Annotated in this window: 15 protein-coding genes; 6 read left to right on the top strand and 9 right to left on the bottom strand. The window is 70.6% G+C overall.

The annotated features are described in order from the left end of the window. Positions 1-148: 148 nt before the first annotated feature. Positions 149-781 carry a winged helix-turn-helix transcriptional regulator gene (locus ACFWGJ_RS31605; protein ID WP_387331536.1) on the bottom strand — a complete coding sequence of 211 codons (633 nt, stop codon included), beginning with the start codon at positions 779-781 and terminating at the stop codon, positions 149-151. Positions 782-867: 86 nt separating this feature from the next. Between ACFWGJ_RS31605 and ACFWGJ_RS31600 the strand changes: the two genes are divergently transcribed. Further along, positions 868-2076, top strand: coding sequence for a pyridoxal phosphate-dependent aminotransferase (locus tag ACFWGJ_RS31600; protein WP_387331534.1), 1209 nt, complete (start codon positions 868-870; stop codon positions 2074-2076). A 148-nt stretch (positions 2077-2224) separates the two neighbouring features. Further along, positions 2225-2878 (top strand): hypothetical protein, encoded by a 654-nt coding sequence (locus tag ACFWGJ_RS31595; protein ID WP_387331532.1) that lies wholly within the window; start codon positions 2225-2227, stop codon positions 2876-2878. An 82-nt stretch (positions 2879-2960) separates the two neighbouring features. Here the strand turns inward: ACFWGJ_RS31595 and ACFWGJ_RS31590 are convergent, their stop codons facing one another. Next, positions 2961-3350 (bottom strand): winged helix-turn-helix transcriptional regulator, encoded by a 390-nt coding sequence (locus ACFWGJ_RS31590; RefSeq protein ID WP_387331530.1) that lies wholly within the window; start codon positions 3348-3350, stop codon positions 2961-2963. A 102-nt stretch (positions 3351-3452) separates the two neighbouring features. On the opposite strand from ACFWGJ_RS31590, the gene ACFWGJ_RS31585 reads away from it, so the two are divergent. Together ACFWGJ_RS31585 and ACFWGJ_RS31580 are read left to right on the top strand one after the other, a co-directional pair. Continuing rightward, positions 3453-4946, top strand: coding sequence for an MFS transporter (locus tag ACFWGJ_RS31585; protein WP_387331528.1), 1494 nt, complete (start codon positions 3453-3455; stop codon positions 4944-4946). Between the two features lie 274 nt (positions 4947-5220). Continuing rightward, a complete protein-coding gene (locus tag ACFWGJ_RS31580) occupies positions 5221-6057 on the top strand; it encodes a chitosanase (RefSeq protein ID WP_387331527.1) in 837 nt (278 codons plus the stop codon). A 61-nt stretch (positions 6058-6118) separates the two neighbouring features. On the opposite strand, the gene ACFWGJ_RS31575 is transcribed toward ACFWGJ_RS31580, so the two are convergent. The 7 genes from ACFWGJ_RS31575 to ACFWGJ_RS31545 all read right to left on the bottom strand — a co-directional run bounded on the left by ACFWGJ_RS31575 (position 6119) and on the right by ACFWGJ_RS31545 (position 12043). Then, on the bottom strand, positions 6119-7576 hold the full coding sequence (locus tag ACFWGJ_RS31575) for a nucleobase:cation symporter-2 family protein (protein ID WP_387331525.1): 1458 nt from the start codon (positions 7574-7576) through the stop codon (positions 6119-6121). Positions 7577-7859: 283 nt separating this feature from the next. Further along, positions 7860-9239, bottom strand: coding sequence for an 8-oxoguanine deaminase (locus tag ACFWGJ_RS31570; RefSeq protein WP_387331523.1), 1380 nt, complete (start codon positions 9237-9239; stop codon positions 7860-7862). 66 nt (positions 9240-9305) lie between these two features. Continuing rightward, positions 9306-10253 carry a factor-independent urate hydroxylase gene (pucL, locus tag ACFWGJ_RS31565; RefSeq protein ID WP_387331521.1) on the bottom strand — a complete coding sequence of 316 codons (948 nt, stop codon included), beginning with the start codon at positions 10251-10253 and terminating at the stop codon, positions 9306-9308. Positions 10254-10258: 5 nt separating this feature from the next. After that, the gene (locus tag ACFWGJ_RS31560; RefSeq protein ID WP_387331519.1) at positions 10259-10723 is read right to left on the bottom strand and encodes a hydroxyisourate hydrolase; all 465 of its coding nucleotides are present in this window, start codon (positions 10721-10723) and stop codon (positions 10259-10261) included. Beyond that, on the bottom strand, positions 10720-11241 hold the full coding sequence (gene uraD, locus ACFWGJ_RS31555; protein WP_387331517.1) for a 2-oxo-4-hydroxy-4-carboxy-5-ureidoimidazoline decarboxylase: 522 nt from the start codon (positions 11239-11241) through the stop codon (positions 10720-10722). Before uraD ends, ACFWGJ_RS31560 begins: the two co-directional genes overlap by 4 nt. A 185-nt stretch (positions 11242-11426) precedes the next feature. Continuing rightward, positions 11427-11738, bottom strand: a complete 312-nt coding sequence (locus ACFWGJ_RS31550; protein ID WP_199854727.1) for a helix-turn-helix domain-containing protein — start codon at positions 11736-11738, stop codon at positions 11427-11429. Positions 11739-11791: 53 nt separating this feature from the next. After that, positions 11792-12043, bottom strand: coding sequence for a hypothetical protein (locus ACFWGJ_RS31545; RefSeq protein WP_387331515.1), 252 nt, complete (start codon positions 12041-12043; stop codon positions 11792-11794). Positions 12044-12319: 276 nt separating this feature from the next. On the opposite strand from ACFWGJ_RS31545, the gene ACFWGJ_RS31540 reads away from it, so the two are divergent. Both ACFWGJ_RS31540 and ACFWGJ_RS31535 read left to right on the top strand, forming a co-directional pair. Beyond that, a complete protein-coding gene (locus tag ACFWGJ_RS31540) occupies positions 12320-13186 on the top strand; it encodes a TIM barrel protein (RefSeq protein ID WP_387331513.1) in 867 nt (288 codons plus the stop codon). An 81-nt stretch (positions 13187-13267) separates the two neighbouring features. Beyond that, a complete protein-coding gene (locus ACFWGJ_RS31535; protein ID WP_387331511.1) occupies positions 13268-14182 on the top strand; it encodes a 2-hydroxy-3-oxopropionate reductase in 915 nt (304 codons plus the stop codon). Positions 14183-14522: the final 340 nt, after the last annotated feature.

The raw sequence follows: 14522 nt of genomic DNA, 5'->3' as shown, positions 1-14522 counted from the left end.
CCCCTGAAGGGGCCCGACCAGGGCCCCCTAGGGGCGCGGGGAACTGCGCGGCCAGCCACAACGGACCCGCACGGGACGACGGGCCCAAGCCCCCCCAAGGGACGCGGGGAACTGCGCGACCGGCCACAGCGGGCCCGCAGCGGGAGCGTCACGGTTCGCGTAGGGACTTGGCCAGTGGGCCCTCGCCCGATACCTCCACCCGGTGCGTGCGTATCGCGTCCAGGAGCGTCAGCTCCCCACGCCCCAGCAACGCGCACGTCTCCGCGTCGAGCGAGAGCCGCGCGTCCGGCTCCTCGGGCGCAGGCCCCTCCCCGTAGACCGGCCCGTCCACCGCACCGGCACGGACATGGAACTCGCCCTCGTCCAGGCGGACTTGGACAACCCCCGCCCCGAACCCCTCCAGCGCCCGCAACAACGGCAGCGCGAACCAGTGCGCCCGCACCGCGTCCGTGGCCCCCCGTTCCGCCAGCAGCGGCGCCCCCCACTCCCCGAGCGCCTGCAGCACGGCCAGCAACTCCCGCCCACGGCCGGTGAGTTCGTACACGTACACCGCACCGGGCGGCGGCATCCGCCGGCGCGTCGTCAGGCCGTCCCGCTCCATGTCCTTGAGCCGGGAGGCGAGCACGTCCGTGCTCACCCCGGGCAGGTCGGCGTGCAGGTCGGTGTACCGGCGCGGCCCGGCCAGCAGCTCGCGGACGATCAGGAGGGTCCAGCGGTCACCGACGGCGTCGAGCGCCCGGGCAGCGGAACAGTACTGGTCGTAGCTTCGGCGAGGTGACATGCGACGCAGTCTAGACAACTTGTTGGACTTTCCAAGCGTGAACTTGGTAAAACCAAGCAACACCACAACCTGGAGGTGCGCACCGCATGGAGTTCCGGCAGTCGAGCAAGCTCAGCGAGGTCTGTTACGAGATCCGGGGCCCGGTCATCGAGCACGCGAACGCCCTGGAGGAGGCAGGCCACAGCGTGCTGCGCCTCAACACGGGCAATCCCGCGGCCTTCGGCTTCGAGGCACCGCCGGAGATCCTCCAGGACATGATCCGGATGCTCCCGCAGGCACACGGCTACACGGACTCGCGCGGCGTCCTGTCGGCCCGTCGCGCCGTGGCGCAGCGCTACCAGGAGCGCGGCCTCGAAGTCGACGTGGACGACGTCTTCCTGGGCAACGGCGTCTCCGAACTCGTCTCGATGGCCGTCCAGGCCCTCCTGGAGGACGGCGACGAAGTCCTCATCCCCGCACCGGACTTCCCGCTCTGGACGGCGGTGACGACCCTCGCGGGCGGCAAGGCCGTGCACTACCTGTGCGACGAACAGGCCGACTGGTACCCGGACCTCGACGACATGGCGTCGAAGATCACGGACCGCACGAAGGCCGTCGTCATCATCAACCCGAACAACCCCACCGGCGCGGTCTACCCCAAGGAGGTCATCGAGGGCATCCTCGACCTGGCCCGCCGGCACGGTCTGATGGTGTTCGCGGACGAGATCTACGACCAGATCCTGTACGACGACGCCGTGCACCACACGGCCGCCGCGCTCGCCCCCGACCTGGTGGTCCTCACCTTCTGCGGCCTGTCGAAGACGTACCGCGTGGCGGGCTTCCGGTCCGGCTGGCTGGTGGTGACCGGGCCGCGCCAGCACGCGAAGAGCTACTTGGAGGGCCTCACCATGCTGGCCTCCATGCGGCTGTGCGCCAACGCCCCGGCGCAGTACGCCATCCAGGCCGCGCTCGGCGGCCGGCAGTCCATCCACGAACTCACCGCGCCCGGCGGCAGGTTGCGCGAACAGCGGGACATCGCGTGGGAGAGGCTGAACGAGATCCCGGGCGTCTCCTGTGTGAAACCGAAGGGCGCGCTGTACGCGTTCGCGCGTCTCGACCCCTCGGTGCACAAGATCCACGACGACGAGAAGTTCGTCCTCGACCTGCTGCTGCGCGAGAAGATCCAGGTGGTCCAGGGCACCGGTTTCAACTGGCCGCGCCCCGACCACTTCCGCATCCTCACCCTCCCGTACGCCGACGACCTGGACGCGGCAATCAGCAGGATCGGCCGGTTCCTGAGCGGCTACCGGCAGTAGGCGCGGCTGACGGCAGTAGGCGCAGTTGGCGGCAGTAGCCACGGCCTGCGGCAGTGGGAATGTCAGACCCGGGTCGTAGCCTTCGACTTCGAAGGGATCCGCCGTGGGTTCGGAGGGACCCGCCGCGCCCGCAGGGAAGGAGCACCCCGTGACCCGACCGCCGACCGCCGCGCAGCGGCGCGTCATCGACGCCGCCGATACCGTGACCGGGCGCCTGAGGGGTACGGAGAGCCAGCTCGCGGCGCTGGTGCGGCACGGGCTGGCCTTCCGGCATCCTCGTCCGCCGCACGACCACTTCCTCACACCGGCCGGGCACCGGATACGCGAGGAGACGGCCGCCGCGGTAGCAGCCCCCGCCGAAACCTCCGTACCAGCCGGTTCGGCATCAGGCGTGTTCGCCGCACGGGTGGGCGGCGAGGAGGCCGCCGACACCGGCCCGGCACGCACACGTGAGGTGCACAGCGCCTGGCAGGGGCTGCTGGAGATGCGCCGGATGACCAACCCGGGCGGCGCCATGGACCGGCCGTGCGCATGGGAACGTACGCATCTGGTGCAGGCCGCCGCCCTCGCCCTGGAAGCGGCGGGACTGCGCCCGGCGGGCGCGGGCCCCGATGCCGCCGGCACCCCGGGATACCGGGTACGGGCGACGCCTCAGCCGGAGGCCGTCGCCGTGCGCGAGCCGGACGCGGCGGCGCTGAGACAGTGCGCGGTGACACTGGAGAAGGCCGGATGGCAGGCCGGCGAGCACACGGAGCCGCGTACGGGGGCGCGCTATCTGCTGGCCTCACCGCGCCGGTCGTGACACCCCCGACCAGCCTGCACCGACCCCGACGGCCCGGTCTCTGACACCAGGTCGTCGGCGAAGCCTGCCGGTCCCGGGCGAATCACTCCGGCTCGTGGCGGGCGTCGTACGCGGCGCGTGACTCGGCGATCGTGACGCGGTGCCGTTCCGCCCAGTCGGTCAGCCCCAGCAGCGAGGCATGCAACTCATGCGCCACCGGCGTGAGTTCGTACTCGACCTTCGGCGGGACCGTCGGATGGACGGTGCGCGTGAGGAGCCCGTCGCGCTCCAGATTGCGCAGGGTCAGCGTGAGCATGCGGCGGCTGATGCCCTCGATGCTGCGCTCCAGTTCGGTGAAGCGGATCGGGCCGTGCGCGGCGGCCACGATGATCAGAACGCTCCATTTCCCGGCGACCCTGTCAAGAACCTCGCGGACGGGACACGCGTGCGCGTTCACGACCTGCGAGGTAACACGGGTGTTCCCCTGGGACATCCAAGTGCCTCCTTACGGCCCGTCATCACGGTCACACACGATGTTCTCCGTTACAAGTCGTGCACCTATGGAATGTCCAGGACTTATACGGAGGCCGTGACCATGTCGTCCAGGATCGGAGCCCGCACGACAGGGCTCACCCGGAGTAGTGCGGACCCCGCGCGGCCCTCACGGACGTACTCCCGTCGGGCGTCCCTCGTCGTGCTCTGCGGGGGCACGCTGATGACGATCCTCGACGGCAACGTCGTGACCGTGGCGCTGCCCGCGATCCAGAGCGATCTCGGCTTCTCGTCCGCGGGGCTCGCGTGGATCGTGAACGCGTATCTGATCCCCTTCGGCGGTCTGTTGCTGCTCGTGGGGCGGCTCGGCGACCTGCTGGGACGCCGGCGGATGTTCACAGCCGGGCTCGCCCTGTTCACCGTGGCGTCCGTGCTGTGCGGGGTCGCCACCAGCCAGGGCGCGCTGATCGCGGCGCGGGCGCTGCAGGGTGTCGGCGGGGCGATGACCTCGGCGGTCGTCCTGGGCATGCTGATCGCGCTCTTCCCCGAACCGCGCGAACAGGCCGGGGCCATCGCGGTGTTCAGCGCGGTCGGAGCGGCGGGCGGGGCGCTGGGCACGTTCCTCGGCGGGGCGCTCACCCAGGCGCTCGACTGGCACTGGATCTTCCTGATCAACCTGCCGATCGGGATCGTGGCCTGGATCGCCGCGCTGCGCGTCCTCGCCCCCGACCGCGGCGCGGGGCTCGGCCGCGGCGCCGACTATCCCGGGGCCGCGCTGGTCACGGGCGCGTTGATGCTCACGGTCTACGCGATCGTCGGCGCCGGGGAACGGCCGGTCGGCGGCACACTGGCCCTGGCCGCGGTCCCGCTCGCGCTGTTCGCGGGCTTCACCCTGCGACAGGCACGGGCCGCGCGCCCGCTGCTGCGGCTGAGGCTGTTCCGCTCACGGCTGCTCACCGGCGCCAACGGTGTGCAGATCCTGATGGTCGCGACGATGTTCGGCTTCCAGTACATCGGGGCGCTCTACATCCAACGAGTCCTCGGATACGACGAGTTGCGGACGGGCCTTGCGTTCCTGCCCGCGCCCGTGCTGGTCGGGGTGCTGATGCTGGGCCTGTCGGCGCGGACGATCGGGCGCTTCGGGGCGTACCGGGTGCTGCTCACCGGGCTCGTGCTCATCGTGGCCGGCATGGGCCTGCTGAGCCGGATACCGGAGTCCGGGGTGTACGTGGTCGATGTGCTGCCTCCGATGCTGCTGCTGGCGGTGGGGTTCGCTGCCGCGATGCCTGCGGTGACGGGGCTCGCCATGGCGGGGGTGGCGGAGGAGGATGCCGGGCTTGCGTCCGGGCTCTTCAACACCACGCAGGTGGTGGGGGGTTCGTTGGGGCTGGCGGTTCTGACGACGCTTGCGGCGGGGCGTACGGAGCGGCTTCTGGCGGGTGGGGAGGTGTTCTCGGTGGCGACCGCGGACGGGTATCGGTTGGCGTTCACCGTTGCGGCGGGGATCGCTGCGGTCGGGTTCGCGGTTGCGGTGGTGGTCCTGCGGCCGGCTCGGGATTCTCTCGCCCCCGCCGCCCCTACCCGTTCCCGTCACTGACTCGGGGGCTCCGCCCCCGAACCCCCGCTCCTCAAACGCCGGAGAGGCTGAAAGATCCGCGGACCGTCCGCACACCTCCAGCCCGTCCGGCGTTTGAGGACGAGCGCGCAGCGCGATCAGGGGGGCGAGGGGGCGCAGCCCCCATGCAGTGACGGGAAGGGTAAGGGCGGCGGGGGCGAAGACGCGCTTGACAGGTATACGTCACTCTCAATCTCTGGTAGGAAACTTTCCTAACAGTACGGAAGAGCGACTCCCACCCCCCACTGGAGGTCCCGTGCACACCCCCCACACCCCCACAAGCCCCTCCCGCCGCACCATCCTCGCGACGATCGGAGCAACCCTCGTAGCGGGCGCGGGCCCAGCCCTCACCAGCACCCCCGCGTACGCCAGGAGCACCGCGGCCCCCGGCCTCGACGACCCGGCGAAGAAGGAGATCGCCATGAAGCTGGTCTCCAGCGCGGAGAACTCCTCGCTGGACTGGAAGGCGCAGTACCAGTACATCGAGGACATCGGCGACGGCCGCGGCTACACCGCGGGCATCATCGGGTTCTGCTCCGGCACGCACGACATGCTCGACCTCGTCGAGCTGTACACCCGGCGCAAGCCGGGCAACCCGCTGGCCGGTTACCTGCCCGCGCTGCGCCGCGTCGACGGCTCCGACTCGCACGAGGGCCTGGACCCCGGTTATCCGGACGCCTGGCGCCGGGCGGCCCAGGACCAGGTGTTCAAGCAGGCCCAGAACGACGAGCGGGACCGTGTCTACTTCAACCCGGCGGTCCAGCGCGGCAAGGCGGACGGCATCGGCACGCTCGGCCAGTTCACGTACTACGACGCCATCGTCATGCACGGCAACGGCGGCGACAGCACGAGTTTCGGCAGCATCCGCAACCGGGCGCTGGGCCGGGCCAGGCCCCCGGCCCAGGGCGGTGACGAGGTCACGTACCTCAACGCCTTCCTCGACGCCCGCGTGTGGGCGATGAAGCAGGAGGAGGCCCACTCGGACACCAGCCGTGTGGACACCGCCCAGCGGGTGTTCCTCAGGAACCGGAACCTGAACCTGAACCCGCCGCTGGACTGGCAGGTCTACGGGGACAGTTTCCACATCGGCTGAGGAGCCCCAGGAACTCGGGGAGCCTGAGGAACCGGCCCGGTGGCCGCTCGCTCGCGAACCGTCAGCGAGCGGCCGCCGGCTCCGGACCCGCACCCGAGGCCGGAGCCGACCCCGAGCCCACCCCCGGCCCCGGCTCCATCGGTGCCGTCACCTCGTCGCAGTCACGGCTCGCGCCCAGGTGGTTGAAGACCAGGTTGAGGGCCACGGCCGCCACGCACCCGGTCGAGATCCCCGAGTCCAGGATGATCTTCGCGGTCTCCGGGAACGCGTGGTAGAACTCCGGCGCGGTGATCGGGATGATGCCGACGGCCAGCGAGACCGCCACGATCAGGACGTTGTTGTCCTTCTCCAGGCCCGCCTTGACGAGGGTCTGGATGCCACTCGCGGCCACCGAGCCGAACAGCACCACGCCCGCCCCGCCGAGCACGGGACGCGGGACCACGGCGATCAGCGACGCGGCCATGGGACACAGGCCCATCAGGACGAGGAAGCCGCCGCCCGTGGCCACGACGTACCGGCTGCGGATGCGGGTCATCGCGACCAGGCCGATGTTCTGGGCGAAGGCGCTGCACATGAAGCCGTTGAACAGCGGGCTGACGGCAGAGCCGAGGGTGTCGGCCCGCAGGCCCGCCGCGATGGTCCTCTCATCAGCGGGCCGGCCGACTATCTCCCCCAACGCCAGCATGTCCGCGGTCGATTCGGTCATCGAGACGACCATCACCACGCACAGCGAGACGATCGCGGCGAGCTGGAACTGCGGCGCTCCGAAGTGGAACGGCGTGGGGAAACCGACGACCGCCGCGTCGGCCACCGGCGCGAAGTCGGTGACACCGAACGGGATCGCGACGAGTGTGCCGGCGACCAGCCCGAGCAGTACGGCGATCTGCTTGACGAAGCCGCGGGTGAAGCGGCGCAGCAGCAGGACGATGAGAAGGGTCGCGCCCGCCAGGCCCAGGTTGGTGGTCGAGCCGTAGTCGTGCGCGGCCGGGTCGGGTCCCTGGGCCCAGCCGAAGGCGACCGGCATCAGGGAGATGCCGATGAGGGTGATGACCGTGCCGGTGACCACCGGCGGGAAGAAGCGGACCGCCTTGCTGAAGAAGGGGGCGGCGAGGAAGCCCAGGAGGCCGGCCACGATGACCGCGCCGAAGATGACGGGCAGGGCGTCGCGCTTGTCGTCGGTGGAGTTGACGACCGCGATCATCGGGGCGACTCCGGCGAAGGTGACGCCGTTGACGAAGGGCAGCCGGGCGCCGATCTTCCAGATGCCGAGGGTCTGCAGGAAGGTGGCGAGTCCCGCGGTGAACAGACAGGCGCCGGTGAGGAAGGTCAGTTCGGTGGCGGTCAGGCCGACGGCCGCGCCGACGATCAGGGGTGGGGCGACCACTCCGGCGTACATGGCGGCCACGTGCTGCAGGCCGCTGGTCGCCATCTTGAGCGCGGGGAGTTTCTCGTCGACCGGGTGTTTTCCCGGGCCAGTTGCGCTTACGTCCGTACTGCTGGGCAGGTGCTGGGCAGCCACGGCGGCTCCTCCGGTCGGGTACACGTCGGCGTTGACGTGGGTGTCAGGGAGGTCTGGTTTCTGGCAGGACGGTGCCCGTCACGGAGGGGGCGTGGCGGGGTGGCACGGCCGGTCGGGGGGACCGTTCCGGGGCGCGCGCAGTTCGTGCGCGCACCCCGGAGACGGTCACCGCGGACCCCGTTCGGGTCGGCGGCCACCGGCCGAGGGCCGTCCCCCTCGGCCGGAGATCTTGGCGGCGACCAGGGGGCTTCCGATGGATCAGAGCCGTCGGAAGCCCTCCGGGTCAGGCCTGCGCGGCGATCCGCGCGAGGCGCTGGGCCTCGTCCCGTGTGGAGCGGGCGATGGCGTCCTCGTCGACGTGCAGCAGCCGGCCGTTCTCGACGATCTGCTCACCGTTCACGAAGGAGGCGGTGACCGGCGCCGCGGCGCCGAGGACGAGGGCGGTGACCGGGTCGGCGATCGAGGCGTGGGCCAGGGTGTCCAGCTTCCACAGCACCAGGTCGGCGAGTTTGCCCGGCTCCAGGGAGCCGATCTCCGGTGCGCGGCCGAGGACCTGGGCTCCGCCGTAGGTGCCGAGCCGCAGCGCCTGACGGGCGTTCAGGGCGGCCTCGCGGTGGGCGCCGAGGCGGTTGATGAGCAGCGCGTTGCGCAGTTCGGTGTGCAGTTCGCCGGATTCGTTGGACGCCGTGCCGTCGACACCCAGGCCGACGGGGACGCCGGCCGCGAGCATGTCGGGCACGCGCGCGATCCCGGCCGCCAGACGGGCGTTGGAGGAGGGACAGTGGGCCACCCCTGTTCTCGTACGGGCGAAGGCGGCGATGTCGGAGTCGTTCATGTGGACGCAGTGGGCCATCCACACGTCGTCGCCGAGCCAGCCGGTCGACTCGAAGTAGTCGGTCGGGCCCATGCCGAACAGCTCCTTGCAGAACTGCTCCTCCTCGACCGTCTCCGAGCCGTGGGTGTGCAGCCGTACGCCTTTGCGGCGGGCCAACTCGGCCCCCTGGCGCATGAGTTCGGTGGACACGGAGAAGGGCGAGCAGGGCGCGACCGCCACCTGGGTCATGGCGCCGAAGGACGCGTCGTGGTGTTCGTCGACGGTCGCCTCGGTGGCGGCGAGAGCGCCTTCGAGGGTTTCGACGGCGAAGTCCGGCGGCAGTCCGCCGTCCTTCTCGCTGCGGTCCATGGACCCGCGGGCCAGGGTGAAGCGGACACCCGTCTCGCGTGCGGCGCGGATGATCGAACCGGACAGGTCGCCGGATCCCTCGGGGAAGACGTAGTGGTGGTCCATGGCGGTGGTGACTCCGCCGCGGGCCATCATGCCGAGGGAGCCCTGGGCCGCCGCGTAGGTCATGCGCTCGTCGATGCGCGCCCAGGTCGGGTACAGGGCGACGAGCCAGTCGAAGAGGTTGTGGTCCGTGGCGAGGCCGCGGGTGATCCACTGGTAGAAGTGGTGGTGGGTGTTGACCAGGCCCGGGGTGACGAGGTGGCCGGTCGCGTCGATGCGGCGTACGACGTTCTCCAGCCCTTCGGGGGCCTTGCCCGCGCCCAGTGACTCGATGCGGTCGCCCGCGAGGACCAGGTGGCCCGACGGGTACTCGGTGTCGTCGGCGTCCACGGTCGCGATCGAGCAGTTCTCGATGACGATCCGCCGGTCTGCTGCCATGGTTCGTCCTTCTGCCGTGCCGAAAAGGGGTGCTGGTAGGGGGAGTTGCTCACCAGGGCAGGTGCGTCACAGGGTGCTGAGGTCCACCGGGACGAGCGCCTCGCAGCCGTCCCGCAGGATGGTCGCCTCGATCAGGCCGTAGGGCCGGTCGGCGGCGAAGTACACCTCGTTGTCGTTCTTGAGGCCGAACGGCTCCAGGTCGACGAGGAAGTGGTGCTTGTTCGGCAGCGAGAAGCGGACCTCGTCGATCTCGTCGCGGTTCTCGATGATCCGCGCGCCCATCTGGTAGAGGGTCTGCTGCAGCGACAGGGAGTACGTCTGCGCGAAGGCCTGGAGCATGTGCCCGCGCACCTGTGCGTAGGACTGCTCCCAGTCGGGCATCCGCTGCTCGTCGTCGGTCCAATTGAACCGCCAGCGGGCGGAGACCTCGGTGGCGAGGATGCGGTCGTACGCCTCTTTCAGCGTCGTGTACTTGTCCTTGACGTACCCCCAGAACTCGGAGTTCGTCGAGTTCAGTACGACCAGGTCCTTGAGGCCGGATATGACCTCCCACGAGGAGCCGTCGTAGGTGATCTGCGTGACGCGGGTCTCCTGGCCCTTGCGGGCGAAGGAGTGCCCGCCCTCCTCGGCGCCGGCGGACGGCGAGTCCGCCGCCGAGGTGCCGATCCGCTCCCAGGAGTACTCCTCTATACGGATCCGGGCCGTGCGGATCGGCTCCTGCGAGGTCACGAAGTGCCGGGCGAGGTGGATGCCGAACTGCTCGGCGGACTCGATGCCGTGCTCCTTGGCGAAGGCGTACACCGTGTTCTTGGTGGTGTCCGTCGGCAGGACGTTCGCGTTGGAGCCCGAGTAGTGGACCTCCTCCATGTCACCGCTGAGGGCGACGGAGACGTTCAGGTCCTTGATGTGGTGGGTGGCGCCGTCGCGGGTGATCCTGACGACGCGGTTCTCGGCCTTGCCGTACTGGTTCTGCGCCAGGACAGCCGGACGGGCGGAACGGGGCTGGGTGGTCATGTCTGCTAGCTCCCTCGGTAAACGGAGTAGCCGAACGGGTTGAGCAGCAGCGGTACGTGATAGTGCTCCCCCGGGCTGACGGCGAACGTGATCGCCACCTCGGGGAAGAACACCGGTGCGGCACCGCTGTCCCGGTTCGCGGGGGCGTCCTGCTGCGCCTCGGCCTGGTTCTTCACGGGCTTGTTCTCGGACTTGTTCTCGGGCTTGCTCTGCGGCTTCTTCTCGAAGTACTCCTCGACGGCGAAGTCGAGCCGTACGTGGGTGGTGCCCTCCGGCAGGTCCGGCAGGTCCTTGCAGCGGCCGTCCGCGTCGGTCGCGGAGCCGCCGAGCGCCTGCCACCGGGCGTCACGGCCGCCACGGGCCGCGAGCCGGACGGCGACTCCCGCGGCGGGCCGGCCGACACTCGTGTCCAGGATGTGCGTGGACACGGAGGCGACGGCGGCGACGGAAGCGGTGGACTCGGTGGTCATGCGGGGGCGTCCTCCTCGACGAGTGGGGCGAGCCGGATGCGGTTGATCCTGCCCAGTTCGGTGCGCACGATCTCGCGCTCCTGTGCGGGCGTGTTGCCGATGCGCGCCTTGAGCGCGTCACGCATCTGTTCACCGGTCAGACCGGTCGCGCAGATCAGGAAGACATGCCCGAACGTCTCCTGGTACGCCAGGTTCAGTTCCAGCATGTCCGCCTTGAGTGCGTCGGAGGCGCCGGCCATTCCGCGCTGTTCGCGGGAGGAGGTCGGGTCGCCCGGCTTGGGGCGGCCGATCGGCGGGTGACCGGCCATCGCCTCCGCCAGGTCGGCGTCGGTCAGGCCGGCCATGGCGGCGTCGCTCTGCTCGAAGAGGTCGTCCCCGGTGGCGTACGGGCGGCCGGTGAGCAGGCTGTGTGCCCAGGCCGTCGAGGCGCACAGCTCGTGGAGGACGGCACGGGCCGCGGGTTCCTCCAGGGTGTTGAACCGGGCGAGGCCGCCGGGTGTCGTCGTACTCGAAGTCACGGGAAGCCTCCGTGGCCTTGTGCTGGACGGGCTGCGGTCAGCTAACGCCCTCGGAAACACCACGTCAACACTTTGTTGAAAAAACCAGGTAACGAAGACGCCCTCCCCCGGGCGCCCCGGTCCCGGCCCGGCCACCGTCCGCCCTGCTCAGGCGCGCTCGCCCGGCCGGGGCGGCGCCGCCCCGCTCAGGCGTCCTTCTCGCGGTTCAGGTAGTTGTAAACAGTGAAGCGTGAGACGCCGAGCGCGCCCGCGACGGTCTCCACGCCGTGCCGGACGGAGAAGGCTCCGCGCGCCTCAAGTATCCGGACGACCTCCTGCTTGGCCTTGCGGTCCAGTTCGGCCAGCGGCTTACCGCGCTTGCGCTCCAGGGCGGCCAGGATGTGGTCCAGCGAGTCGGCGAGCTGCGGCAGCCGGACGGCCACGACATCCACGCCCTCCCAGGAGAGCACCACGTCGTCGGGTCCCGCCTGATCGGCGGGGAGCATCTCGGCACCCATGGCGTCGACCAGCGGCTTGACGGCCGACACGAAGGGGTCGTCCGCGGACCGGGTCACCGGCCCTCCTCCCCGATCACGTTGAGCTGCAGCGAGACCCGGGTGGCGCCGGCGTCCAGGGCCTTGCGCAGCAGTGCGTCGACCGCGGTGAGCACCGCGTCCGCACCGCCCTCGGCGGTGTTGCCGAACGGGCCCACGTCGACCGAGTCCAGTTCGGCCGCCTCGATGACCTCGCGGGCGACCAGCGCGTGCGGCGGCGCCTCGTCGAGGTCGAAGGGTTCGGTGGTGAACTCCACTCGCAATCGCACTGTGCCCCCATGGCATCGCTCGGGTCCGTGTCTGCGACGGCCCAGGCCCGGCCGACCAGAAGGCGACCCTAGCCCACCCGGAATCCGCCTCCCGGCCGCCGCACGACCCCAGGACCCCGTCGCGGACACACGCGCTTTTCCCGCCGGCCCCTCTTGACAAGGCTCCCCCTCGAAGGCAGCCTTTCCATCAAGCAGAAAAGAACTTCCGTAATACGGAACTATCGATACGGGCCCGGCCACCGGACCTACTCGTCACGGAAGGGAGCGCCGACCCACATGCCCGGTTTCTCGATGGATGCGGCCGCAGAGCAGCGCTTCAACGTCAACCTGTCGATCCTCTTCACCGAGCTGCCGCTCCTGGAGCGCCCCGCGGCAGCCGCCGCGGCCGGCTTCACCGCGGTCGAGCTCTGGTGGCCCTGGACCGACACCCCCACCCCCGACCGCGCGGAGCTCGACGCGCTGAAGAAGGCGATCGAGGACGCGGGCGTCCAGCTCACGGGCCTCAACTTCTACGCCGGTCAGCTGCCGGGCCCCGACCGGGGCGCGCTGTCGCTCCCGGGCCGGGAGTCGACGCGGTTCCGCGCGAACATCGACGTGGCCGCGGACTTCGCGCGGTCACTGGGCTGCACGGCTCTCAACGCCCTGTACGGCAACCGCGTCGAGGGCGTCGACCCGGCCGAGCAGGACGAACTCGCCCTGGAAAACCTCGTACTTGCGGCCCGCGCGGCGGACCGGATCGGCGCGGTCCTGCTGATCGAGACGCTCAACAAGCCGGAGTCGCCGCTCTATCCGCTGGTCAGCGCCGAGGCGGGGATCGCCGTCGTCGACCGGGTGAACGAGGCGACGGGACTGGGCAACGCCCGCTTCCTGATGGACCTCTACCACCTGTCCATGAACGGCGAGGACCTGCCGTCGGTGATCGAGCGGTACGCCGCCAGGACAGGCCACGTCCAGATCGCCGACAACCCGGGCCGCGGCGCACCCGGCACAGGATCGCTCCCGCTGGCCGACCTGCTCGGCCTGCTGCGCAAGCAGGGGTACGAGGGCTGGGTCGGCCTGGAGTACAAGCCGGGTGACCGGCCGAGCGCCGACTCCTTCGACTGGCTCCCCCGCGAGGCCCGCGCGGCCCGTGTGCCCCGATGAGCCGCGAATCCCGTACCCAGCAAGGCAGTTGACGTAGCAGAACAGCTGACGTAGCACAGCGTGCAGAGAGGCACCCTCACCATGAGCAACCTTGCCGACAGTTCCCGTGCGTCCCGTCCGGCGATCGCCTGGATCGGCCTCGGCATCATGGGCTCCCCCATGTCGGAGAACCTGATCAAGGCCGGCTACGACGTCACCGGGTTCACCCTGGAGCAGGACAAGCTGGAGCGGCTGACCGCGGCGGGCGGCACCGCGGCGGGCTCGATAGCCGAGGCCGTACGGGACGCCGACGTCGTGATCACGATGGTGCCGGCCTCCCCGCAGGTCGAGGCCATCGCGTACGGACCCGACGGCATCCTGGAGAACGCGCGGTCCGGCGCCCTCCTGATCGACATGTCCTCCATCACCCCGCAGACCTCCGTGGACCTGGCCGAGGCGGCCAGGGCCAAGGGCATCCGGGTCCTGGACGCCCCGGTGTCCGGCGGCGAGGCCGGCGCGGTCGAGGCCGTGCTGTCCATCATGGTCGGCGGCGAGCAGGCGGACTTCGACCAGGCCGAGCCGGTTTTCGAGGCGCTCGGCAGGACCATCGTGCTGTGCGGTCCGCACGGCTCGGGGCAGACCGTGAAGGCCGCGAACCAGCTGATCGTCGCCGTGAACATCCAGGCGTGCGCGGAGGCCGTGGTCTTCCTGGAGAAGTCGGGCGTCGATCTGGCCGCGGCCCTGGACGTACTGAACGGCGGGCTCGCCGGTTCGACCGTGCTGACCCGCAAGAAGGACAACTTCCTGAATCGGGACTTCCAGCCGGGCTTCCGGATCGACCTGCACCACAAGGACATGGGCATCGTCACGGACGCCGCCCGCAACGTCGGTGCCGCGCTGCCCGTCGGCGCCGTGGTCGCCCAGCTCGTCGCGTCCCTGCGCGCCCAGGGCGACGGCGGCCTGGACCACTCCGCGCTGCTGCGCGCGGTCGAGCGCCTGTCCGGCGAGCGGGTCTGACCGCCCGCCCCCACAGACCCGGGCGGCGCCGGCGCTGACACCTGTCCTGTCGCGCCCAAGCGGCGGCGCCGCCCGGCACCAACAACTTCCAGACTGCGCGCGGGGTCTGACGGGAGGTCATGCCCCGGGCGCACCGCCCGCGAGGACCGTGGACCCGGATGAGGGGTAGTCCACGGAACGAGCGGGCCGGGCGAGGGCCGCGGCGGTGTGCACGCCAGTGCGGTGGTGAAGGTCCCGGTGCCCCCTTCTCGACATGAGGGAAGGGAGGCGTCCGGAACCGTCGCGCCGCCGCGGTCCCGGCCGAAAGCCCACGACGAAGAGCGCCGAGTACGGAGAGTCC

This window comes from Streptomyces sp. NPDC060205, assembly GCF_042728395.1.
GTDB lineage: Bacteria > Actinomycetota > Actinomycetes > Streptomycetales > Streptomycetaceae > Streptomyces.
The sequence above is the reverse complement of the archived record's forward strand: the minus strand, read 5'-3'. Positions and strand labels throughout refer to the sequence as shown.